A 21,772-nucleotide genomic window follows, 5' to 3' on the forward strand; every position below is an offset into this window, starting at 1 on the left:
TTACCTCCAGCGTTGAAGCCGCTCAGCGGGATGGCCCGGTGACGCGGTAGATGCCGATTTCGCCCAGCAGATTCGGCCATAGTCGACTGGCCCAGCCATGCCGATGGTCGCGGTCCACTGCCAAGCGCTCGAGCACCCTGGCACCGCTTTCCTGGCACAACCGCTCGAAGTCCTCGAACGTGCAGAAGTGAATGTTCGGCGTGTTGTACCAAGTGTAGGGGAGGAACTCCGACACCGGCATGCGGCCCTTGCTCGCCAGGTACCAGCGGCAACGCCAGTGGCCGAAATTGGGGAAGGTGATGATGCACTGGCGGCCAACGCGCAGCATTTCCTTCATCAGCTGGTCGGGGTAGTGCACGGCCTGCAGCGCCTGGGTCATCACCACCATGTCGAAGCTGTCGCTGGCGAAGTTGCCCAGGCCCAGGTCGAGGTTCTGCTCGATGACATTGACGCCCTTGTCGATGCAGGCGGCGATGTTGTCCGGGTCGATCTCCAGCCCGTAGCCGCTGACCTGTTTGTGGTCGCGCAGCCAGGCCAGCAGCTCGCCGTTGCCGCAGCCGAGGTCGAGGACTCGGCTGCCGGCCGGGATCCAGTCTTGGATGATGTCCAGATCGGCGCGCATCTTCGTTCCTTATACGGCTATGCGGTTCATGTAACCGCGGAAGGCTTGCAGGTAGCGGGGATTGGGGATCAGGAACGCATCGTGGCCCTGCGGTGCATCGATCTCCAGGTAGCAGACGTTCTTGCGAGCGGCGAGCAGGGCATCGACGATTTCCCGCGAGCGCTCCGGCGAGAAGCGCCAGTCGGTGGTGAAGGACATCACGCAGAAATCCGCCTTGGCGACCTCGAAAGTCTTGGCCAGATCATCATCGTTGGCCGCCGCCGGGTCGAAGTAGTCCAGCGCCTTGGTCATCAGCAGGTAGGTATTGGCGTCGAAGCGCCCGGAAAATTCCTCGCCCTGATAGCGCAGATAGCTTTCGACCTGAAACTCGACGCTGTTGAAGTCGTAGTTGAGCTTCTCGCTCTTCAGCCCACGGCCGAATTTGGTGCCCATGGCGTCATCGGACAGGTAGGTGATGTGGCCGACCATGCGCGCCAGCATCAGGCCGCGCTTGGGAATCACGCCCATCTCCTGGAAATGCCCGCCGTGGAACTCGGGGTCGGAGAGAATCGCCTGGCGCGCGACTTCGTTGAAGGCGATGTTCTGCGCCGACAGCTTCGGCGCCGAGGCGATGGCCAGGCAGTGACGCACGCGCTCGGGGTAGCTGATGGTCCATTGCAACGCCTGCATGCCGCCCAGGCTGCCACCGACCACCGCTGCCCACTGGGCGATGCCGAGCCGATCGGCCAGGCGTGCCTGGCTGTGCACCCAGTCTTCCACGGTGACCACCGGGAAGTCGGCGCCGTAGGGCTTGCCGCTGGCCGGGTTGGTGCTGCTCGGGCCGGTCGAGCCGTTGCAGCCGCCAAGATTGTTCAGGCTGACGACGAAGAAGCGGTTGGTATCTATGGCCTTACCCGGGCCGATACACGAATCCCACCAGCCGGGCTTACGGTCGTCCTCGCTGTGATAGCCGGCGGCATGATGATGACCGGACAGCGCATGGCAGATCAGCACGGCGTTGCTGCGTGCGGCGTTCAGCTCACCATAGGTTTCGTAGATCAGCTGGTAATCGGCCAGCGTGCGGCCGCAGGCGAGTGTCAATGGCTCGGCAAAGTGCGCGATCTGCGGACTCACCAGGCCAACGGAATCGGCGGGAATGGCAGTGGGCATCGACCCTGGCTCTTGCTTGAAGAAGGCGGCAAAGTCTAAAGGTAAGCGCGCTGCAATTCATCCTGAAATGCAACGGCGGGCGGGTCGCTTGCCATTTCGACGCTTGCGCGGCGGAAATGGCAAGCGGATCAACTGCTCTGAACGCTGGCCAGGCTGACCACTTTGCCTTGGCGTCGCAGCGGTGCTGGCCGACGCAGTGCGCGCAGCATTTCCGCGGCTTGTGCCAGTTGTTGCTCCAGTTCGCCGCTGTAGCGGGTCAGCAGCTGCCCGCGCTGGCTGTTCTGCTGGCTTTCCTGGGCGAGGCTCTTGAGCCGCAGAATGTGTGTTTCCAGCTGCTGCTTGTGCTCCAGCGAAAACTGCAGCAGCGGTGTCAGCGCGTCGCCAGCCCATTGCTCGGCTTCCTGACGCAGCCGCTGGTGCATGCCGATGACTTCCTGCACCAGGGTGGCGAAGAAACGCCGGGTCAGCGTGCGCTGCTCGGTGAGCAGCGTCTTGAGCTGCAGACGGAACTGGTCGGCCTTGCCTTGCAGGCTGCGCAGCTCGCGCTGGTAGGGCAGCAGCTGGAACAGCGGTGGGTCGATGCCATTCAACGGGTTTTCTTCGCTGTGCCGGCGGTAGATCGCCGAAACCATCTTGTTGGCGCGCTCGGCCTCCTGTTCGAGGATGCCCAGGTCCTGCTCCACCGAGCGGAAGAAGTGCAGGATGGCCAGGTTGATGCCCAGCGTGGTCAGGCTACCGGTCAGGCTTCGCCGCAGTCGCGTCAGGTGTTCTTCAAGACGTTCTGCACGGATGGCTGCGCGCAGCAGCTCGCCCTGGCGTTGCAGCAGACGCTGATTGGTCTTCAGGTCCAGCAGGCGCTTGTGATGACGATTGTGGTCATGCCGGGTGCGCGCGGTGAGTTCCAGCAGCATCTGCCCGCTGCCTTCCTGATGACTGGCCAGCACGTCGCGCTGTTCGATGACCTTTTCCAGACGTAGCTTGAGCGCGTGCTGGCTGTTCTGCACCAGCGCCAGTACCTGTAGCACCACCTGGTCTTCCAGCAAGCGCTCTTTCTGCGCCAGGATGCGCTGGCTGAGCAGCTGCTCCAGCTGCTCCAGTTGACTGCGTTCGAGCAGTACCTGGTCGCCGCGGATCTTCGCCATCAGCGCCTGCTTGGCCGACAGCGGCAGTACGTCGGCACAGTCGATGCCGAGCTGCTGTGCTGTGGTTGCGCGAATGTCTTCGATAGCCTTCTGGACGAAGGTTTCGCCGGCGACATCGTCCCAGAGCACATCAATCTTGTTGAGCACGGCGAACAGGCTGCTCTGGGTGTCTTCGTCAAGCTGACGGATATGCTGCTGCCAGATCTGCATATCGCTGGCGGTAACGCCGGTGTCGGCGGAGAGCAGGAAAATGATCGCCTGAGCGTTGGGCAGCATCGACAGGGTCAGTTCCGGTTCGCTGCCTAGCGCGTTCAGCCCGGGCGTATCGAGAATGCGCAGGCCCTGGCGCAGCAGGGGATGATCGAAGTTGACCATGGCGTGCCGCCAGGCCGGCACCAGCACGGTGTTGGCGCTACCGGCGCTTTCCAGGCTGGCTGGGTCGAAACCCAGCTGGATCGCCTGCTCTACCGGCATGGCTTTGGTCAGCGCCACCTGGGCGAAGGCTTCAGCCATGCTTACAGGGTCGTGCGGATCGAGTGGCAGGTTCAGCCAGAGGCGCGGTGTGCGCTTGAGCTGCGCGATGCTGGTGTCTTCAAGGCGCGACTCGATGGGCAGCAGGCGGATGTAGGAGCGTTCCGAACGCGGATCGAACAGCAGTTCGGTGGGGCACATGGTGGTGCGGCCAGCCCGCGAAGGCAGGATGCGCTGACCGTAGTTGGAGAAGAACAGGCTGTTGATCAGCTCGGTCTTGCCGCGCGAATACTCGCCGACGAACGCCAGGGTGATGTGATCGGTGCGTAACACCCGCAGCGCTCGCTCCAGGCGCGCTTCCACGGCCTCGCTGCTGAGCCGGTTGTGCGCCAGCCAGCTGCGATAACGGGTGATCTCGCGAATGAGGTCGCGCTTCCAGGTGACGTAGGCGTCCACTTGTCGATCGAGGCGTTCCATGCTCATCCAACTCCTGGAAGTGTGTTCGGCGAATTATCGGACCCGTCGGTGCAAGGTCAATTCAATCGAAGCCTGGCGTGACCGAGCGGCCACGATCACGGCATGGACGGTCATGATCGGCTCAAGTTCGAGCCGATGTCCTCGTTCATACCCCGCAGCTGAGTACGAGACTGGATGGAAACAGCCGAGAAAGTGCAGTCTACGTACTGCCGTGCGGCATTCCGAGGCGCTTTTTGCTCCTCGGTGCCGCTTTGGCAGCAAAGCATGAACGGCGTCTCAGATAAGCATGCGCAGGATGTTGGGCATGTGGGTCATGGTGGCCAGGTTGTTCACCACCAGCATGTCCAGCAGCTTGATCGTCAGGAAAGCGAAGATCGGCGAGATATCCAGCCCGCCGAGGTTCGGCAGCAGGCGGCGGAACGGCGCCAGGACCGGTTCGCAGAGTTGGCTGACCAGCTGTGCTCCCGGGTTGTGGCTGCCGGGTGCTACCCAGGACAGGATGACGCTGATGATCAGCGCCCAGAAGAAGATGTTGAGGAACAGGCCGGTGATGCCGATCAGCGCCCAGACCAACAGCAGCAACGGATTGCCGGTGGTGCCGTAGGCGATCAGCAGAATCAGCGTCATCAGCACCATCTGCACGATCAGCGCCAGGATCAGCGAGGAAAGGTCCAGCGTGCCCATGCTCGGAATGATGCGGCGCATCGGCCGCAGCAGCGGATGGGTCGCCTTGACGATGAACTGGCTCAGCGGGTTGTAAAAGTCGGCGCGTACCAGTTGCAGGATGAAGCGCAGCAGCACGATCAGCAGGTAAAGGCTGCCCAAGGTCTGGATGACGAGGATCAGGGCTTGCGAGAGTTGGGACATGAATGCTCCTTATTGGCCCAGTTGTTCGGCCAGCTCGGCCGAGCGTTGTGCGGCGGCGTTTAGCGCCTGCTGCACCAGTCGCTCGAAGCCGCCGGCCTGGAAGGCTTTGATCGCCGCTTCGGTGGTTCCGTTCGGCGAGGTGACGCGACGCCGCAGTTCGGCGGCATCGACATCGCTTTCGCAAGCCATGCGCGCTGCGCCCAGCGCGGTTTGCATGGTCAGTTGCGCGGCGGTATCGCGGGGCAGCCCGAGCTGCTCGCCGGCGGCGGTCATCGCTTCGATCAGCAGGAAGAAATAGGCCGGGCCGCTACCGGAAACTGCCGTCACTGCGTCGATCAGGCGTTCCTCTTCGAGCCACAGCGCAATGCCGACGGCCGACAGCAGTTGCTCGGCCTGCTGCTTTTGCTCGGCGCTGACCTGGGCATTGGCGAAGAGGCCGCTTACTCCTTGGCGCAGCAATGCCGGGGTGTTCGGCATGCAGCGCACGATCGCCTGCGGACGCGGCCCCAGCCAGCGCTGCAAGCTGTCGCAGCTGATGCCAGCGGCGATCGAGACGATCAAGGGGGCGTGATCCAGATGGGGAACCAGATCGCGGCAGACGCTCTGCATGACCTGAGGTTTGACCGAAAGCACCACCACATCGGCGCCGGCCAGCGCGTCGGCGTTTTGCGCGAAGGTCTGGATGCCATGCTCGGCGCTGATCTTCGCGCGCTGCTCGGCGCCTGGATCGCTGGCGCGGATGGCTTCAGCGGCGACACCTTGGGCGCGCAGCCCGCCGATCAGGCTGGCGGCCATGTTGCCGGCGCCGATGAAGGCGATGCGGGGAGAGATCATAGCAATTCCTTTATTGAGGGCGCCCGTAATCACGAGCACCGAACAGTGCGGTACCGATGCGGACCCAGGTCGCGCCTTCGGCGATCGCCGCTTCGAGATCCTGGCTCATGCCCATGGACAGCGTATCCAGCGTCAGTGGCAGTTCATCGCGCAATGCGCGCAGGCGGGCGAAGGCGGCGCGCTGCTCGGCGGGGTCTTCGCTCGGTGCGGGAATGCACATCAGGCCACGCAGGCGCAGCTGCGGCATCGCGGCGACGGCCTGCGCCAGCTGTAGCAACTCTTCTGGCGCGCAGCCGGACTTGCTCGCCTCGCCGCTGACATTCACCTGCAGGCATATATTCAGCGGTGGTAGTTCGGCTGGACGTTGATCGGACAGGCGCTGGGCGATCTTCAGGCGATCCACCGAGTGCACCCAGTCGAAGCGCTCGGCGATGGATTTGGTCTTGTTCGACTGGATGGGACCGATGAAATGCCAGGCCAGCGACAGGTCGCTCAGCTCGGCCTGCTTGTCCAGCGCTTCCTGCAGATAGTTCTCGCCGAAATCGAGGATGCCGCCAGCCGCAGCTTCGCGAATGGCGGCGGCCGGCTGGGTCTTGCTCACTGCCAGCAGCCCGACCGTGGCCGGGTCGCGATCCACAGCTTGCGCCGCCTCACGGATGCGCGCTGCGACCTTTGCAATATTCTTCTCTATCGTGGACATTACTTGCGCCCGCCGCCTTGGGGTCTGCGCGGCATTCTACCTGCTTGCTTGTAATTGGGGAGTCCCATGGATATCACAGAACTGCTGGCCTTCAGTGCCAAGCAGGGTGCGTCGGATTTGCACCTTTCCGCCGGCCTGCCGCCGATGATCCGCGTCGATGGCGACGTGCGGCGCATCAACCTGCCGGCCATGGACCACAAGCAGGTGCATGCGCTGATCTACGACATCATGAACGACAAGCAGCGCAAGGATTTCGAGGAGTTCCTCGAAACCGACTTCTCCTTCGAAGTGCCGGGCGTGGCGCGCTTCCGGGTCAACGCCTTCAACCAGAACCGTGGTTCCGGCGCGGTGTTCCGGACCATTCCCTCCAAGGTGCTGACAATGGAAGACCTGGGAATGGGCGAGGTGTTCCGCAAGATCACCGATGTGCCGCGCGGGCTGGTACTGGTCACCGGGCCGACCGGTTCGGGCAAGTCGACCACTCTGGCGGCGATGCTCGATTACCTGAATAACACCAAGTATCACCACATCCTCACCATCGAAGACCCCATCGAATTCGTCCACGAGTCGAAGAAGTGCCTGGTCAACCAGCGTGAGGTCCATCGCGACACCCTGGGCTTCTCCGAGGCGCTGCGTTCGGCACTGCGTGAAGACCCGGACATCATTCTCGTCGGCGAAATGCGCGACCTGGAAACCATCCGCCTGGCGCTGACCGCTGCGGAAACCGGTCACCTGGTGTTCGGCACCCTGCACACCACCTCAGCGGCGAAGACCATCGACCGCGTGGTCGACGTGTTCCCGGCCGAAGAGAAGTCCATGGTCCGCTCGATGCTTTCCGAATCGCTGCAGGCGGTGATCTCGCAGACGCTGCTGAAGAAGGTCGGCGGCGGCCGTGTGGCGGCTCACGAGATCATGATCGGCACGCCGGCGATCCGTAACCTGATCCGCGAGGACAAGGTGGCGCAGATGTATTCCTCGATCCAGACCGGTGGCTCGCTGGGCATGCAGACCCTCGACTCATGCCTCAAGGGACTGCTCGCCAAAGGGCTTATCTCGCGAGACAGCGCGAAGGAAAAGGCCAAGCAGCCAGAGAACTTCTAAACGCCTGACAACCCCTGGCGCCGCCCGACGCGGCGCTTGCCACGATTGCGAGTAAAACGATGGAATTCGAGAAACTTCTGCGCCTGATGGTGGAAAAGGGCGGCTCCGATCTGTTCATCACGGCAGGCGTACCGCCTTCGATGAAGGTCAACGGCAAGATCATGCCGGTGAGCAAGACGGCGATGTCGCCGGAAATGACCCGCGAGACCGTGCACGGCGTGATGAACGAGCAGCAGCGCCGCGAGTTCACCGAGAACCACGAGTGCAACTTCGCCATCAGCGCCCGCGGTATCGGCCGTTTCCGGGTCAGCGCCTTCTACCAGCGCAACCTCGCCGGCATGGTGCTGCGGCGTATCGAAACCAACATTCCGACCATCGAAGAACTCAAGCTGCCGGACGTCCTCAAGAAGCTGTCGATGACCAAGCGCGGGCTGGTGCTGTTCGTCGGTGCCACCGGTACCGGCAAGTCGACCTCGCTGGCCTCGATGATCGGCTACCGCAACAAGAATTCCAGCGGGCACATCATCTCCATCGAAGACCCGATCGAATTCATCCACCAGCATCAGAGCTGCATCGTCACCCAGCGCGAGGTCGGTATCGACACCAGCTCGTTCGAGGTGGCCTTGAAGAACACCCTGCGCCAGGCGCCGGACGTGATCCTCATCGGCGAGATCCGCACCCGTGAAACCATGGACTACGCCGTAGCGTTCGCCGAAACCGGTCACCTGTGCCTGGCGACCCTGCACGCCAACAACGCCAACCAGGCGCTGGATCGCATCATCAACTTCTTCCCGCCTGACCGGCACAACCAGGTGTGGATGGATCTGTCGCTCAACCTCAAGGCCATCGTCGCCCAGCAGCTGGTGCCGACGCCTGACGGCAAGGGGCGCCGTGCGGTGATCGAGGTGCTGATCAATACGCCGCTGGCGGCCGATCTGATCCGCAAGGGCGAGGTGCATGAGCTCAAGTCGCTGATGAAGCGTTCCACCGAGCTGGGTATGCAGACCTTCGACCAGGCGCTGTACAACCTCTATGTGCAGGGCGAGATCACCTACGAAGATGCGTTGCTGCACGCCGATTCGGCCAACGACCTGCGGCTGCTGATCAAGCTGGGATCGGAAACCGATGGCGAACATCTGACCAGCGTGTCGCAAGGCCTGAGCCTCGAGGTCAGTGACGACGATCCGGGCCGCAGCTTCCGCTAGTCGGCCGGTTTTGCATCCCGGCCGATGCGCTTGCCGCTTCTCGCGGCGACGCGCTCGGCCTGGCCATCACGCTGCGCACCGGCCCGCGCGCGGCTCATCAACTGCGGGATCAACATGCCTTCGGGTAGATTCTTCCAGAAACGCACCGGCAGGTTGCTCTCCAGTACGCCGCGGTTCAATCGGGCCGGGTTGAACGTGCTTTCGTAATATGCCTTCCATAGCTCGCCGCCCGGGTCCGCGGCGCTCTGCGCCAACTGCCGCCATTGTGGTGGGCAGGGTCGGGTGTAGTACATCTGCTGGCCGTCCCAGCAAACAGCTTCTTCCGGGGTCGCGATCAGCCAGCGGTTGCCACCCATCCGTTCGGCGAAATGCCCGGCCGCCCAGGGCAGTACGTCGTGCGCGGGCTCGAACCAGGCGACGTGCTGCGGTCCATCACTGGTCTGCAGTGGGCTGAAGCGCAGAAAGGCATGCAGATGATGGGCCTCACGGCGGACTGCCTTGATTCGCCCATGTAGCTCGCTGCCATCGATGTCGCCGACCATTCGCGCACTCGAATCGCCCTGGGCGACCCGCCAAAGCACGCGATACAGCAGGCTCCAGCGCTGCTCGGTGCGATAGCGTGCCGCCAGTTCGAGCTCGTCCAGCAGTTGCCTCGGGACGCGAATCCGCGGTCCGCATTCCGTTGACGGTGCAGGCGAAGGATCGTCGAACAACCCCGTCGATTCATCGTCGCTGGCCCAGTTCACTTCATGTGGTGCGACGTGGCTCTGCAGCAGCGTCCGAGCGCGACTTCGCCACGCCTGGAAGCTTCCATCGAAGCGCACCGTGAGCATTACCAGAGCGCCAGTTGTGCGGGCGTGTCGCGCAGGTGCTGGCGCAGCATGGCCGACTCCTGTCCTGCCAGGCTTGGCCGGTAATCCTGAGTGATGACGAAGGGTTTGGCTTTCTCGAGCGAGCAGCGTAGACGGGTCAGATCCTCGAAGCGGATGCGCTTCTGCCGGCGCAGATCCACCAGCCGTTTCGCGCTGAGCATGCCGATTCCGGGAATGCGCGCGATCATCGTCGGTTCGGCGCGGTTGAGGTCCACTGGAAACTGGTCGCGATGCGCCAGCGCCCAGGCCAGCTTCGGATCGATATCCAGCGCGAGGTTGCCTGGGCCAGCGAGGAGTTCGCCGGCCTTGAAGCCGTAGCCCCGCATAAGGAAGTCGGCCTGATACAGCCGGTGCTCACGCATCAGCGGTGGTGCCGCGAAGGGCACGGTGTTGGGGCTGTGCGGAATCGGGCTGAAGGCCGAATAGTAGACCCGGCGCAGGCGATAGCTGCCGTACAGCGACTGGGCGGTGTGCAGGATGGTGCTGTCGTCGGTGTTGTCGGCGCCAACGATCATCTGCGTGCTCTGCCCGGCGGGTGCGAAGCGCGGCGCGCGCTTCTCCGCGCTGGCTTCGGTTTCGCCCTGGTGAATGGTGTGCATGGCCTGTTTGATGGTCAGCACCTGCTTTTCCGGTGCCAGGCGGATCAGGCTGGTTTCGGTTGGCAGCTCGATATTCACGCTGAGCCGATCGGCGTAGCGGCCGGCTTCGGCAATCAGCAGCGGGTCGGCGTCGGGAATGGTCTTGAGGTGGATGTAACCGCGAAACTCGTGCTCCTCTCGCAGCAGCCTGGCAACCCGCACCAGCTGTTCCATGGTGTAGTCCGCCGAGCGGATGATGCCGGAGCTGAGGAACAGGCCGCTGATGCAGTTGCGCCGGTAGAAGTCGAGCGTCAGGCTGACCACCTCTTCCGGCGTGAAGCGCGCCCGCGGCACATCGCTGGAGCGGCGATTGACGCAGTATTGGCAGTCGTACAGGCAGAAGTTGGTCAGCAGGATCTTCAGCAGCGCCACGCAGCGCCCATCTGGCGTGAAGCTGTGACAGATGCCCATGCCATTGGTAGCGCCGAGTCCGCTCTTGCCCTTCGAGCTGCGCTTCGGCGCGCCGCTACTGGCACAGGAGACGTCGTACTTGGCGGCGTCGGCAAGCACGCTGAGTTTGTCGATCAATTGCATGACGGTGACCGTTATACTGTTCGCATATACAGTATCACGTCGATGCATTGCAGCAAGGGCCGTCTGGCGGGGCGGTTCAGGCGCATTATCGGATAAGCTGGACGTCACTCATCAAGCGCACATCGAGGTTCGGATGCAGCAGAACACCCATAGCACGCTGATCGGCTATCTCCTGTGGATATTCGGTTTTCTCGGTTCCCATCGCTTCTACTACGGCAAACCCATCACCGGCACCATCTGGTTCTTCACCCTCGGCCTGTTCTTCGTCGGCTGGATCATCGACCTGTTTCTGATCCCATCGATGGATCGTGAAGCGGACATGCGCTTCCAGCCGGGGCCCATCGACTACACGGTCGGCTGGATACTGCTGACCTTTCTCGGTGTGTTCGGCGTACACCGCATGTATCAGGGCAAGTGGATCACGGGGATCCTCTACCTGTTTACCGGCGGTTTGTTTTTCATCGGTGTGCTTTACGACTTCTGGACGCTGAATTCGCAAATATCCGAGCGCAACCTGGCGCGGAGCTGAAGGAGTAGGGCAGAAACTTCTGGCAGGCATGGACGTATCGATGTCCAGCCTGCACAGATCTGGCGCTTCAGCCTTCGAAGCTGACGTGGCCGTCGACGATGGTGTAGCGCACCGAGCCCGGCAGGCAGTGGCCCATGAACGGGCAATTGCGGCCTTTGGAATACCAGCGCTCGCCAACCAGGGTCGAGCTGTGTCGATCGAACAGCACCAGGTCGGCGGCCTGACCGGCCTGCAGCCTGCCGGCGGGCAGTTGCAGCGCGGCGGCGGGGCCGTTGGTCAGGCGCGCCAGCAGGGTCGGCAGGTCGAGCAGGCCGTCGTCCACCAACGTCAGCGCCAGTGGCAGCAGGATCTCGGCACTGCTGATACCCGGTTCGGTTTCGCCGAACGGGGCCAGCTTGGCGTCGGTTTCGTGTGGCTGGTGATGGCTGGAAATCGCCGAGATCACGCCGGCCTTGACCGCCTCGCGCAGACCATCGCGATCCGCTGCGCTGCGCAGCGGCGGCTGTACGTGATACAGGCTGGAGAATCCATGCAGCGCTTCGTCGGTGAGGATCAGTTGATACATCGCCACGTCGGCGGTTACCGGCAGGCCGCGAGCCTGTGCCTGAGCGATCATTTCCGCGCCACGGGCGCTGGTCAGCTGGGCGAAATGAGCGCGAACGCCGGACTTTTCCACCAGTAGCAGATTGCGCGCCAGCGCTACGGTCTCCGCGGTTTCGGGGATTCCCGACAGGCCGAGGAAACTGGCGGTGGCGCCTTCGTGGGCAAGCCCACCTTCGGCCAGGTCGCGGTCCTGAGAGTGGAAGATCACCGTCAGATCGAAGGTGGCGGCATATTCCAAGGCGCGGCGCAGGTTGCGATTGCTGGCAAATTCGGTGAGGCCGTTACCGAAAGCGACGCAGCCGGCTTCGCGCAACGCGACCAGTTCCGACAGCTGCTCGCCAGCCAGATTGCGCGTCAGCGCGCCGATGGGAAATACCTTGGCGTGGCCCGACTCGCGGGCACGATCGAGGATCAGCTCGGTGACTGCCGCAGTGTCCAGGACCGGGCGCGTCTGCGGCGGGCAGCACAGGCTGGTGATGCCGCCGGCCGCTGCTGCGAGGGTCTCGCTGGCAATGCTGCCCTTGCGGCTGTAGCCAGGCTCGCGCAGCGCCACGGCGAGATCGACCAGGCCGGGTGCGGCGATCAGCCCCTGGCCATCGATCGTCCGTTGCGCTTCGAAACCAGCCGGGGCCTGGCCGATGGCGGCGATCTTGCCATGTTGCAGGAAAATATCGGCGACTTCGTCACGCCCGCTGACGGGGTCGATCACGCGCGCGCCGAGGATTCGAATTGCCACCATCACTGCTGCTCCTCGGATACGGATTCGGAATCGATCTGGCGCTGCGCAGTCTGGCCGCTCATTGCCATGGACAGCACCGCCATGCGGATGGCGATACCGTAAGTGACCTGGTTGAGGATCACCGATTGCGGGCCGTCTGCCACCGCCGACTCGATTTCCACGCCGCGGTTGATTGGGCCAGGGTGCATGACGATGGCGTCGGGCTTGGCCAACGCCAGGCGCTGAGTGTTCAGGCCATAGAGTTTGTAGAACTCGCCTTCGCTGGGCAGCAGGCCGCCCTGCATGCGCTCACGCTGCAGGCGCAGCATGATCACCACATCGACGTCACGCAGGCCTTCGTTCATGTCGGTGAACACGCGCACGCCGTACTGTTCGATGCCCTCGGGAAGCAGGGTTTTCGGTGCGATGACGCGGATATCCGGGCAGCCAAGCGTCTTCAGCGCCAGCATGTTCGAGCGCGCCACCCGCGAGTGCAGGATGTCGCCGACGATGGCGACCGAGAGGTTCTCGAAGCTGCCTTTGTGCCGGCGGATGGTGAGCATGTCGAGCATGCCCTGGGTCGGGTGTGCATGGCGCCCGTCGCCGCCATTGATGACCGCAACCTGGGGGCTGACATGCTCGGCGATGAAGTGCGCGGCACCAGAATCGGCGTGGCGCACCACGAACATGTCCGCGGCCATGGCTTCCAGGTTGCGCAAGGTGTCGGTCAGGGTCTCGCCCTTGCTGGTGGAGGAGGTCGACACGTTCAACGTGATCACGTCTGCCGACAAGCGCTGGGCCGCCAGTTCGAAGGTCGTGCGGGTGCGTGTGGAGTTCTCGAAGAACACATTGCAGACCGTCTTGCCGCGCAACAGCGGAACCTTCTTCACGGCCCGGGCGCCGACCTCGAGGAAAGAGTCAGCAGTGTCGAGGATCTCCGTGAGCAGCTCGCGGGGCAGGCCGTCGAGGGAGAGGAAGTGGCGCAGCTGGCCTTGGTCGTTCAGCTGTAGCGGGCGCTTGGCGTCGGTGGGCGTCATCGCAGGATCTCGGTGGGCGGCTAGAGATGGACTGTAGTGCGGAAGCTACCGACTCGCTCAGGAGGGGCTGGTTTCCGTCTGTTGCTCGAGGGCCAGGGGCTCCGGCCCGATCAGCTTGATGCGCTGCTCCGGCGCCAACGACAGAGTGGCGCCGACTACGTCTGGGCGAATCGGCAGTTCGCGGGCGTTCAGGTCGAGCAGGCAGACCAGCGTCACGCTGGCGGGGCGACCGTAATCGAACAGTTCGTTGAGCGCGGCTCGGATGGTGCGGCCGGTCATCAGCACATCGTCGATCAGTACCAGGTGCTGCCCTTCGATCTCGAATGGCAGTTCCGATGGCTGAACCTGGGGGTGCAAACCCTTCTGGGTGAAGTCATCGCGATAAAAGGAAACGTCGAGGATGCCGAGCGGTTCGTTCTGCGCTCGCGCCGCTAGGATCGCCTGGGCGACCCAGACGCCGCCGGTACGAATGCCGATGAAACGTGGCTCCTGGATGTCACGGTCGCTCAGGTACTGCTTCAGTGCGGCGACCATCTCGGGCAGCAGCTGTTCGGGGTTGGGCAGGATCATGAGATCTCCTTCAGGGTCCGGATCAGGCGGCGGGGTGATCGCTCAGCCAGCCTTCCAGTAGTAGAGCTGCGGCCAGGGCATCCACCGGGCGGTCGCGGTAGCCGCCGTGCTGGCCTTGGCGCAGGCGCTCGCCTTTGGCTTCGAACGTGGTCAGGCGCTCGTCGTGGGTGTGTACCGGCAGGTTGAAGCGTCCATGGAGCCGGCGCGCAAACTTTTCGGCTCGGGCGCTCATGTCGCTTGGCGTACCATCCATATTAAGGGGCAGGCCGACGACCAGCGCATCCGGCTGCCACTCACGCATCAAGGCCTCGATCTGCTGCCAGTCCGGCACGCCATTCTGCGCCTTGAGCACGCAGAGCTCGCGCGCCTGCCCGGTGATCATCTGGCCGACGGCGACGCCGATCTGTTTGGTGCCGTAATCGAAGCCGAGCAGCAGGCGAGGCGCGCTCATGCGTGGCCGACCTGGGTACTGAGCAGGCGCAGGTCGACGCCCAGCGATGCGGCCGCTGCGTTCAGGCGCTGGTCGTAGGGCAGATCGAAGAGGATTTCCGTGCTCGCCGGGCAGCTGAGCCAGGCGTTGTCAGCCAGTTCGGCCTCCAGCTGCCCTGCTTCCCAGCCGGCGTAGCCCAGGGCGATGAAATGCCGGGCGGGGCCTTGGCCATCGGCGATGGCGAACAGCACGTCCTGTGACGTGGACATGCCGAGCGGGCCGAGCGCCAGCGTGGCCTGAAATTGATGATCGGCAGAATGCAGGACGAAACCGCGGTCTGTCTGCACCGGGCCGCCGGAAAAGATCGGCAGGCTCTGGCACAGCGATGGAATCGGCCCGTCTGGGCGCAACTGTTCCAGAACATCGGCCAGACTGAGTCCGTTCGGTCGATTGATGATCAGGCCCATGGCGCCCTCTGCGCCGTGCTCGATGAGGTAGATCAGCGTTTGGGCAAAGTTCGGATCGGCCATCTGGGGCATGGCGATCAGAAAGTGATGCTTGAGGTAACTGGGCGCGGTGCTTTTCATGCGCGCTAGCTTAAGCGTTGCTCTGCTTTCCGGCTACAGGTGCGACGGTTGGTCCAGCGATGGTCAGCGGCTGGAAAGCTTGTCGCCGCGCTCGAAGCGCCAGGTGCGAATGATCTCGACCTGATCGAATTTCTGTGCCAGTTCGCCGGTGAAGGGCGCAAAAGGCGCTGCCAGTCGCACGATGCGCAGCGCGGCATCATCTAGCACCGGCTGGCCGGAGGACTCGATCACGCGCAACTCTTGTACGGTGCCGTCACGGTTGATGGTCACTAGCATGCGCAGGCTGCCGTAGATCTGCTGGCGACGCGCTTCGTCCGGGTAGTTGAGATTGCCGATGCGCTCGACCTTCTTGCGCCATTCATCGCGGTACCAGGCGCTGATATCGCGCATGGTGGCAGCGCTATTCTGCCGGCTGACCCTTGGCCGTTTGGCGTAGCGCTCGACGTCATGTGCCAGCTCAGCTTCGAGGCTGGCGATTTCGGCGCTCAGCTGAGAGCTGTCGAACGCCGGAGCGGCCTGCGGTTCGGGCTGCGGCTGGGTCTGCTGCTTGGTATCAGCCTTGTCCGGCTGCCGGCTGCGGGTGGTGACGACTGTTTTCGCCGGTTCCGGTTGCGTGCTGCGCGGTGGTGCTGCCGGTGGCGTCACCTTGCGCACCTCGGTGTCCTGAAAGGGCGCCTGCTCGGTGGTTTTTGGCGACGCCTTGTGCTCCAGCGTGCCGCTGCCCTGCTGGTTGTCCTGGGCGAGAAAGTCTGCTTCCTTGGGCTTTTCCTCGCTCTTGAACGTTGACAGAGTGATTTCCAGCGTCTTGCTGATCTGTTTCGGTTCGGACAGCGTGAAGCCCAGGCCGAGAATTAGGGCCAGGTGCAATGCGGCAGCTAAAAAAAGCGTGAAGCCGAGCCGGTCCGCCGGGCGGACTCGGGTGGTTTCAGGCGCAGGTTGGCGGATAGCGGCGTTCATCGCAGGTCGGGTCGGCTCGAAGTGCCGCGCAGTCTGCCGGCTTTGAGCTGGGAGCCGCAAGCTCCAAGCTCAAAGCTGTTAGCTGGTTCAAGCTTGCAGCTTGCCCGCGATCGCGTCCATGAGGCGCTCGCCGATTCGGGTATCGAAGGCGTTGTCGATTTCGCGGATGCAGGTGGGGCTGGTGATGTTGATTTCGGTGAGGTAGTCACCGATTACGTCCAGGCCGACAAACAGCAGACCGCGCTTGCGCAACTCCGGGCCGACGATTGCTGCGATCTCACGATCACGATCGGATAGCGGTTGTGCCACACCTCGGCCGCCCGCGGCGAGATTGCCACGCGTTTCACCCGCTGCGGGAATTCGTGCCAAGCAATACGGAATCGGCTCTCCGTCGATCATCAGGATGCGTTTGTCGCCGTCCTTGATAGCCGGGACGTAGCGCTGCGCCATGATCTGCCTGCTGCCGTGTTCGGTCAGCACTTCGAGAATGACGGACAGGTTGGGGTCGCCTTCGCGATGACGGAAGATCGAGGCGCCGCCCATCTCGTCGAGGGGTTTGAGAATGATGTCACGGTGCTCGCGGGCGAACTCGCGGAGAATGTCCGAGCGCCGACTGACCAGTGTCGGAGGCGTGCATTGCGGAAATTGCGTGGCGAAAAATTTCTCGTTGCAGTCGCGCAGGCTCTGCGGGCGGTTGACTACCAGCGTTCCGGCCTTTTCCGCCAGCTCCAGCAGATAGGTTGCGTAGATGTACTCGCTGTTGAAGGGCGGATCCTTGCGCATGAGGATCACGTCCAGGTCAGCTAGGGCTGCGTCGATTTCCTCATCCGTCTCGAACCAGTGCTGCGGGTCGTTGAATACCCGTAGCGGGCACATGCGTGCACGAGCCTGGTCGCCGAGCTGATAAAGGTCGCGTTGCTCCATATAGAACAGTGTCCAGTCGCGCGCCTGAGCCGCCAGCAGCATGGCCAGCGAGCTGTCCTTCTTGAAGGCGATCTGCGCGATAGGGTCCATGATGATCCCGACGCGAACGGTCATGAGGTGTTCTCCGGCAGTGGGCGGCAGCGGGCCGCCAGTGGCTCAAAATGTCGCTGCAGATTGGCCGTGGTTGTGCACTGGGTCAAGGAAAATCCGGATGCTTTTCCGGTTGATAGCGCGTGCATGAGGAGTGTGCTAAAAAGGTCCGGCGATTGGGTGCAGCCCATCGGTGGCAGGGCCTCCGGCGCACTGACATAACGATAAACTACGACTCACCGAGGCGATGGTAGGGCGAAATGGAACAGCACTCCGAGGGCTTGAAGGTCATGGTGATCGACGATTCGAAAACGATTCGTCGTACCGCTGAAACCCTGCTGAAGAAAGTAGGATGCGATGTCATCACCGCAGTGGACGGTTTCGATGCGCTCGCCAAGATTGCGGATACTCATCCCCGCATCATCTTCGTCGATATTATGATGCCCAGGCTGGACGGATATCAGACCTGCGCATTGATCAAGAACAACAGCTCCTTCAAGTCGACGCCAGTCATCATGCTGTCTTCCAAAGATGGCCTGTTCGACAAGGCGAAAGGGCGTATTGTCGGCTCCGATCAATACCTTACCAAGCCGTTCAGCAAAGAAGAGCTGCTCGGTGCGATCAAGGCTCATGTCCCTGACTTCGCGCCGGTGGAGCAAGCATCCTGAAGTTCGGCATTGTTTGCCGCTGAAGCCTTCCTATGGAGAAATCATGGCTCGCGTTCTGATTGTTGATGATTCGCCGACCGAAATGTACAAGCTCACCGCCATGCTGGAGAAGCACGGCCATGTGGTGCTGAAAGCCGAGAACGGTGCCGATGGCGTTGCGCTGGCGCGCCAGGAAAAACCGGACGCCGTACTGATGGATATCGTCATGCCGGGGCTGAATGGTTTCCAGGCCACGCGTCAGCTGACCAAAGATTCTGAAACCAGTCACATTCCGGTGATCATCGTTACCACCAAGGATCAGGAAACCGATAAGGTCTGGGGCAAGCGCCAAGGGGCGAAGGATTACCTGACCAAGCCGGTGGACGAAGCCACATTGCTGAAAACCCTGAATGCCGTTCTGGCGGGCTGACGCCGGGGTAGCCAACACTCGGACAAAGGGACGTGGCCAGCATGGCTGACATGCAAACGCCGTTTCAGCAGCTGCTGGAGCTTGATAAGCGATGCCGCCGGTACGCGGCGGGCCTGCCTTCTCAACAGGAAGCCGTACAGACCTGGGGAGGGATCGGCTTCCGAATGGGAGGGCGTTTGTTCGTCGCTCCAATGGGCGAGGTCGGTGAAATTCTTCATGAGCCTCGTTACACCCTGCTTCCAGGCGTCAAGAGCTGGGTCAAGGGGGTGGCAAACGTCCGCGGCAGGCTATTGCCGGTGATGGATCTTTGCGGCTATTTCGGCTTGGAGCTTTCACCTTTGCGCAAGCAGCGCAGGGTGCTGGTGGTCGATCATCAGGAAGTGTTTGCCGGCCTTACCGTTGACGAAGTCTTCGGCATGCAACACTTCCCGGTAGAAGCTTTTTCGGAGGAGTTGCCTCCGATCGAAGCATCGATTCAGCCATTTATTCATGGTGTGTTTCAGCGCGAGCAGCCCTGGCTGGTCTTCAGCCCGCACGCGCTGGCGACGCATCAGGCGTTTTTAGACGTCGCTTTTTAGTTGTAGGTGGGTCGACCGAGGTCGGCCTTTTGGTTCTTGGATGGAAGCGCACGGGGGTCCAGGCGGGGGCCGGATAATGATCAAAATAAATGCTAATGCTCTACTGAGCGGGGTGCGCAGCAACACGCTGACCACCGGTTTGTTCGTCGTGTTGGTCGTTTCGATCGTATTGCTGTTCGCGAACTTCGCGTACGTCAATACGCAGGCGGATCACGACAACGAATACATTGCTCACGCGGGAGAGCTGCGCGTACTGTCCCAGCAGATCGCCAAGGATGCCGTGGAAGCGGCAACGGGCACCCAGGAAGCGTTCGCTTCTCTGAAGCAGGCCCGTAACGACTTCAACCAGCGTTGGGGCTATCTGGCGCAAGGCAACGAAAGCATCGGCCTGCCCGCCGTGCCCGAGTCGCTGCGCACGGAAGTGAACGCGGTGGAGCAGGACTGGAACACGCTGCGTCGAGATACCGACGCCATCCTTTCCAGCGAACAGACCGTACTTTCGTTGCACCAGGTAGCCAGTACTCTGGCCGAAACCATTCCCCAGCTGCAGGTCGAGTACGAGGAAGTCGTCGATATTCTGTTGGAAAGTGGTGCGCCAGCTGCTCAGGTTTCGGTGGCCCAGCGCCAGTCGTTGCTGGCCGAACGTATTCTCGGCTCGGTAAACAAGGTCCTTTCCGGTGACCAGGACTCGGTTCAGGCGGCGGATATGTTCGGCCGTGATGCCAGTTTGTTCGGTCGCGTATTGAACGCGATGATCGAAGGCAACGTCGCCATGGGGATCACCGCTGTAGCCGATGACGAGGCACGGGATCGTCTCTCCGAGATTGCCGAACTCTTCCAGTTCGTATCTGGCTCGGTGGATGAGATTCTCGAAACGTCACCCGAGCTGTTCCAGGTGCGCGAGTCGGCGAACAGTATCTTCGAAGTCTCTCAGACCCTGCTGGACAAGACCTCCGCGCTGTCTCAAGGCCTGCAGAACCGTGCCGATGCCCGTTACCTGAACACCATTCTCGGTTATGTGCTCGGTGCCCTGGCGCTGGCTTCCATCATCCTGATCGGTCTGGTGATGGTTCAGGAGGCGCGTCGCCGCCTTAGCGAAACTGCGGAGAAAAACGAGCGTAACCAGGCCGCGATTCTGCGACTGCTCGACGAAATCGGCGATCTCGCTGACGGTGACCTGACAGTAGCCGCCACGGTAACCGAAGACTTCACCGGTGCGATCGCTGACTCGATCAACTACTCCATCGACCAGCTGCGCGAACTGGTAGCCACCATTAACCAGACCGCGGTTCAGGTCTCGGGTGCAGCCCAGGAAACCCAGGCGACAGCCATGCATCTTGCTGAGGCCTCCGAACATCAGGCCCAGGAGATCGCCGGCGCCTCTGCGGCAATCAACGAAATGGCCGTTTCCATTGACCAGGTATCGGCCAACGCCGCGGAATCCTCGGCGGTAGCGGAGCGCTCCGTAGCAATCGCTAACAAGGGTAATGAGGTGGTGCACAACACCATCACCGGCATGGACAACATCCGCGAGCAGATTCAGGACACCTCCAAGCGAATCAAGCGTCTTGGTGAATCGTCTCAGGAGATCGGTGACATCGTTAGCCTGATTAACGACATTGCTGACCAGACCAACATCCTCGCACTTAACGCGGCAATCCAGGCATCCATGGCTGGCGACGCAGGTCGAGGCTTCGCGGTGGTAGCCGACGAAGTTCAGCGCCTTGCAGAGCGTTCTTCGGCCGCGACCAAGCAGATCGAGGCGCTGGTGAAGACCATTCAGACCGACACCAACGAGGCGGTCATCTCGATGGAACAGACCACCTCGGAAGTAGTGCGCGGTGCGCGTCTGGCGCAGGACGCCGGTGTGGCACTGGAAGAGATCGAAAAGGTATCCAAGACGCTTGCGGCACTGATCCAGAACATCTCCAACGCGGCCCGCCAGCAGGCTTCGTCGGCTGGTCACATCTCCAACACCATGAACGTGATCCAGGAGATCACCTCGCAGACCTCATCGGGTACTACCGCAACGGCGAAAAGCATCGGTAATTTGGCCAAGATGGCCAACGAGATGCGCCATTCCGTTTCCGGCTTTACCCTGCCGGATGCTCCGGATCAGGCCTGATTTGAGGGTGCGGCAGTCATTTGATGGCTGCCGCCGATGATCACGAGCGAGGGGCAGGGCATGCAGCCGAGGTTTGACTGGGCATTGGAGCCCTTGGCCGATATGTCGCCGACGGAGTTCCATGACTGGCAGACGCTCCTCGAAGAGCGCTCCGGCATGGTCGTTAGCGAACGCAGGCGCAGCTTCCTGCAGACCAATCTGAGTGCTCGCATGCGCGAGGTCGGTGCTCCCGACTACGCCAGCTATTACCGGCAGGTCACCTCTGGTCCTCGTGGTGCGGTTGAGTGGTCGACGCTCATGGACAGGTTGACCGTGCAGGAAACACGTTTCTTTCGGCACCCTGCTTCTTTTGAACTACTCGACGCCTATCTACGGCGGCGCGTGGCGCAGAGCACGCTCGAGCGACCCCTGGCCTTGTGGAGTGTAGGTTGCGCTAGCGGCGAAGAAACCTTTTCGCTGGCCATGGCGACTGCGGAGGTACTGACCGGATGCGAGTTCAATGGTGGCTTCGGCGTTACCGGAACCGATATCAGTCTGAGCGCCCTGGCCAAGTCCCGTGCCGGAATCTACGGCGCTCGCAAACTGGAGCAGGTCGAGACGCCGCTGCGTGAGCGCTATTTCCTACCGCTGCCCGATGCCCGTTTTCAAATCATTCCCGGCCTGGCTGCGCGTGTGTGCTTTGCCAGGCTCAATGTGCTGGAGCTGGCCAACTCGCCAGTGTCCGGCATGGACGTCATTTTTTGTCAGAACTTGCTGATCTACTTCCGCCGCTGGCGTCGCCGAGAAATCCTCAATCGCCTGGCGGATTGCCTGGCCCCGGGGGGATTACTGGTGATTGGCGTAGGTGAAGTGGTTGGTTGGCAGCATCCGGAATTGCTTCCGGTGGCCAACGATCAGGTTCTGGCTTTTACCCGGAAAAGTTTATGAGCGGAGTC

23 protein-coding genes are annotated in these 21,772 nt (G+C 62.2%); 8 read left to right on the forward strand and 15 right to left on the reverse strand.

Annotated features, from left to right (window positions below; all coding sequences use genetic code 11):
* Positions 1-22: 22 nt before the first annotated feature.
* The 6 genes from metW to PSEST_RS01405 all read right to left on the reverse strand — a co-directional run bounded on the left by metW (position 23) and on the right by PSEST_RS01405 (position 6,262).
* Positions 23-622 (reverse strand): methionine biosynthesis protein MetW, encoded by a 600-nt coding sequence (gene metW, locus PSEST_RS01380; protein ID WP_015275289.1) that lies wholly within the window; start codon positions 620-622, stop codon positions 23-25.
* 9 nt (positions 623-631) lie between these two features.
* Entirely contained in the window at positions 632-1,771 is a 1,140-nt protein-coding gene (metX, locus tag PSEST_RS01385; RefSeq protein ID WP_015275290.1) for a homoserine O-succinyltransferase MetX, read from the reverse strand.
* Positions 1,772-1,899: 128 nt separating this feature from the next.
* A complete protein-coding gene (locus PSEST_RS01390; RefSeq protein ID WP_041756404.1) occupies positions 1,900-3,867 on the reverse strand; it encodes a dynamin-like GTPase family protein in 1,968 nt (655 codons plus the stop codon).
* 270 nt (positions 3,868-4,137) lie between these two features.
* Positions 4,138-4,728 carry a YggT family protein gene (locus PSEST_RS01395; protein WP_015275292.1) on the reverse strand — a complete coding sequence of 197 codons (591 nt, stop codon included), beginning with the start codon at positions 4,726-4,728 and terminating at the stop codon, positions 4,138-4,140.
* A gap of 9 nt (positions 4,729-4,737) precedes the next feature.
* Positions 4,738-5,562 carry a pyrroline-5-carboxylate reductase gene (gene proC, locus PSEST_RS01400; protein WP_015275293.1) on the reverse strand — a complete coding sequence of 275 codons (825 nt, stop codon included), beginning with the start codon at positions 5,560-5,562 and terminating at the stop codon, positions 4,738-4,740.
* 10 nt (positions 5,563-5,572) lie between these two features.
* Positions 5,573-6,262, reverse strand: coding sequence for a YggS family pyridoxal phosphate-dependent enzyme (locus PSEST_RS01405; RefSeq protein WP_015275294.1), 690 nt, complete (start codon positions 6,260-6,262; stop codon positions 5,573-5,575).
* A 66-nt stretch (positions 6,263-6,328) separates the two neighbouring features.
* On the opposite strand from PSEST_RS01405, the gene pilT reads away from it, so the two are divergent.
* Positions 6,329-7,363 (forward strand): type IV pilus twitching motility protein PilT, encoded by a 1,035-nt coding sequence (pilT, locus tag PSEST_RS01410; protein WP_003303153.1) that lies wholly within the window; start codon positions 6,329-6,331, stop codon positions 7,361-7,363.
* Between the two features lie 59 nt (positions 7,364-7,422).
* On the forward strand, positions 7,423-8,568 hold the full coding sequence (locus PSEST_RS01415) for a PilT/PilU family type 4a pilus ATPase (protein WP_015275295.1): 1,146 nt from the start codon (positions 7,423-7,425) through the stop codon (positions 8,566-8,568).
* On the opposite strand, the gene PSEST_RS01420 is transcribed toward PSEST_RS01415, so the two are convergent.
* Complete coding sequence (locus PSEST_RS01420; protein WP_015275296.1) at positions 8,565-9,401, reverse strand: TIGR03915 family putative DNA repair protein; 837 nt, start codon at positions 9,399-9,401, stop codon at positions 8,565-8,567. The genes PSEST_RS01415 and PSEST_RS01420 overlap by 4 nt on opposite strands.
* Positions 9,401-10,612, reverse strand: coding sequence for a putative DNA modification/repair radical SAM protein (locus PSEST_RS01425; RefSeq protein WP_015275297.1), 1,212 nt, complete (start codon positions 10,610-10,612; stop codon positions 9,401-9,403). Before PSEST_RS01425 ends, PSEST_RS01420 begins: the two co-directional genes overlap by 1 nt.
* Positions 10,613-10,745: 133 nt before the next feature.
* On the opposite strand from PSEST_RS01425, the gene PSEST_RS01430 reads away from it, so the two are divergent.
* Positions 10,746-11,141, forward strand: coding sequence for an NINE protein (locus PSEST_RS01430; protein WP_003282737.1), 396 nt, complete (start codon positions 10,746-10,748; stop codon positions 11,139-11,141).
* A 67-nt stretch (positions 11,142-11,208) separates the two neighbouring features.
* On the opposite strand, the gene PSEST_RS01435 is transcribed toward PSEST_RS01430, so the two are convergent.
* From PSEST_RS01435 to gshB, 7 genes are all read right to left on the reverse strand, one after another.
* Positions 11,209-12,483, reverse strand: coding sequence for a dihydroorotase (locus tag PSEST_RS01435; RefSeq protein WP_015275298.1), 1,275 nt, complete (start codon positions 12,481-12,483; stop codon positions 11,209-11,211).
* A complete protein-coding gene (locus tag PSEST_RS01440) occupies positions 12,483-13,499 on the reverse strand; it encodes an aspartate carbamoyltransferase catalytic subunit (protein WP_015275299.1) in 1,017 nt (338 codons plus the stop codon). The genes PSEST_RS01435 and PSEST_RS01440 overlap by 1 nt, the downstream gene beginning before the upstream one ends.
* A 57-nt stretch (positions 13,500-13,556) precedes the next feature.
* Positions 13,557-14,069 carry a bifunctional pyr operon transcriptional regulator/uracil phosphoribosyltransferase PyrR gene (gene pyrR / locus PSEST_RS01445; protein ID WP_015275300.1) on the reverse strand — a complete coding sequence of 171 codons (513 nt, stop codon included), beginning with the start codon at positions 14,067-14,069 and terminating at the stop codon, positions 13,557-13,559.
* A 22-nt stretch (positions 14,070-14,091) separates the two neighbouring features.
* Positions 14,092-14,520, reverse strand: a complete 429-nt coding sequence (gene ruvX, locus PSEST_RS01450; protein ID WP_015275301.1) for a Holliday junction resolvase RuvX — start codon at positions 14,518-14,520, stop codon at positions 14,092-14,094.
* A complete protein-coding gene (locus PSEST_RS01455) occupies positions 14,517-15,086 on the reverse strand; it encodes a YqgE/AlgH family protein (RefSeq protein ID WP_015275302.1) in 570 nt (189 codons plus the stop codon). The genes ruvX and PSEST_RS01455 overlap by 4 nt, the downstream gene beginning before the upstream one ends.
* 63 nt (positions 15,087-15,149) lie before the next feature.
* Positions 15,150-16,043 (reverse strand): energy transducer TonB, encoded by an 894-nt coding sequence (locus PSEST_RS01460; protein WP_015275303.1) that lies wholly within the window; start codon positions 16,041-16,043, stop codon positions 15,150-15,152.
* Positions 16,044-16,130: 87 nt separating this feature from the next.
* On the reverse strand, positions 16,131-17,081 hold the full coding sequence (gshB, locus tag PSEST_RS01465) for a glutathione synthase (RefSeq protein ID WP_015275304.1): 951 nt from the start codon (positions 17,079-17,081) through the stop codon (positions 16,131-16,133).
* A 236-nt stretch (positions 17,082-17,317) separates the two neighbouring features.
* On the opposite strand from gshB, the gene pilG reads away from it, so the two are divergent.
* The 5 genes from pilG (at position 17,318) to PSEST_RS01490 (ending at position 21,764) form a co-directional block, all read left to right on the forward strand.
* On the forward strand, positions 17,318-17,725 hold the full coding sequence (gene pilG, locus PSEST_RS01470; protein WP_003282729.1) for a twitching motility response regulator PilG: 408 nt from the start codon (positions 17,318-17,320) through the stop codon (positions 17,723-17,725).
* A 43-nt stretch (positions 17,726-17,768) separates the two neighbouring features.
* Positions 17,769-18,134 (forward strand): twitching motility response regulator PilH, encoded by a 366-nt coding sequence (pilH, locus tag PSEST_RS01475; RefSeq protein ID WP_003297216.1) that lies wholly within the window; start codon positions 17,769-17,771, stop codon positions 18,132-18,134.
* 41 nt (positions 18,135-18,175) lie between these two features.
* Positions 18,176-18,712 carry a chemotaxis protein CheW gene (locus PSEST_RS01480; protein ID WP_015275305.1) on the forward strand — a complete coding sequence of 179 codons (537 nt, stop codon included), beginning with the start codon at positions 18,176-18,178 and terminating at the stop codon, positions 18,710-18,712.
* A 76-nt stretch (positions 18,713-18,788) separates the two neighbouring features.
* Complete coding sequence (locus tag PSEST_RS01485) at positions 18,789-20,837, forward strand: methyl-accepting chemotaxis protein (protein ID WP_015275306.1); 2,049 nt, start codon at positions 18,789-18,791, stop codon at positions 20,835-20,837.
* A gap of 60 nt (positions 20,838-20,897) precedes the next feature.
* Positions 20,898-21,764 carry a CheR family methyltransferase gene (locus PSEST_RS01490; RefSeq protein ID WP_015275307.1) on the forward strand — a complete coding sequence of 289 codons (867 nt, stop codon included), beginning with the start codon at positions 20,898-20,900 and terminating at the stop codon, positions 21,762-21,764.
* Positions 21,765-21,772 lie beyond the last annotated feature (8 nt).

The organism is Stutzerimonas stutzeri RCH2, from assembly GCF_000327065.1.
In the GTDB taxonomy this organism is placed as follows: domain Bacteria; phylum Pseudomonadota; class Gammaproteobacteria; order Pseudomonadales; family Pseudomonadaceae; genus Stutzerimonas; species Stutzerimonas stutzeri_AE.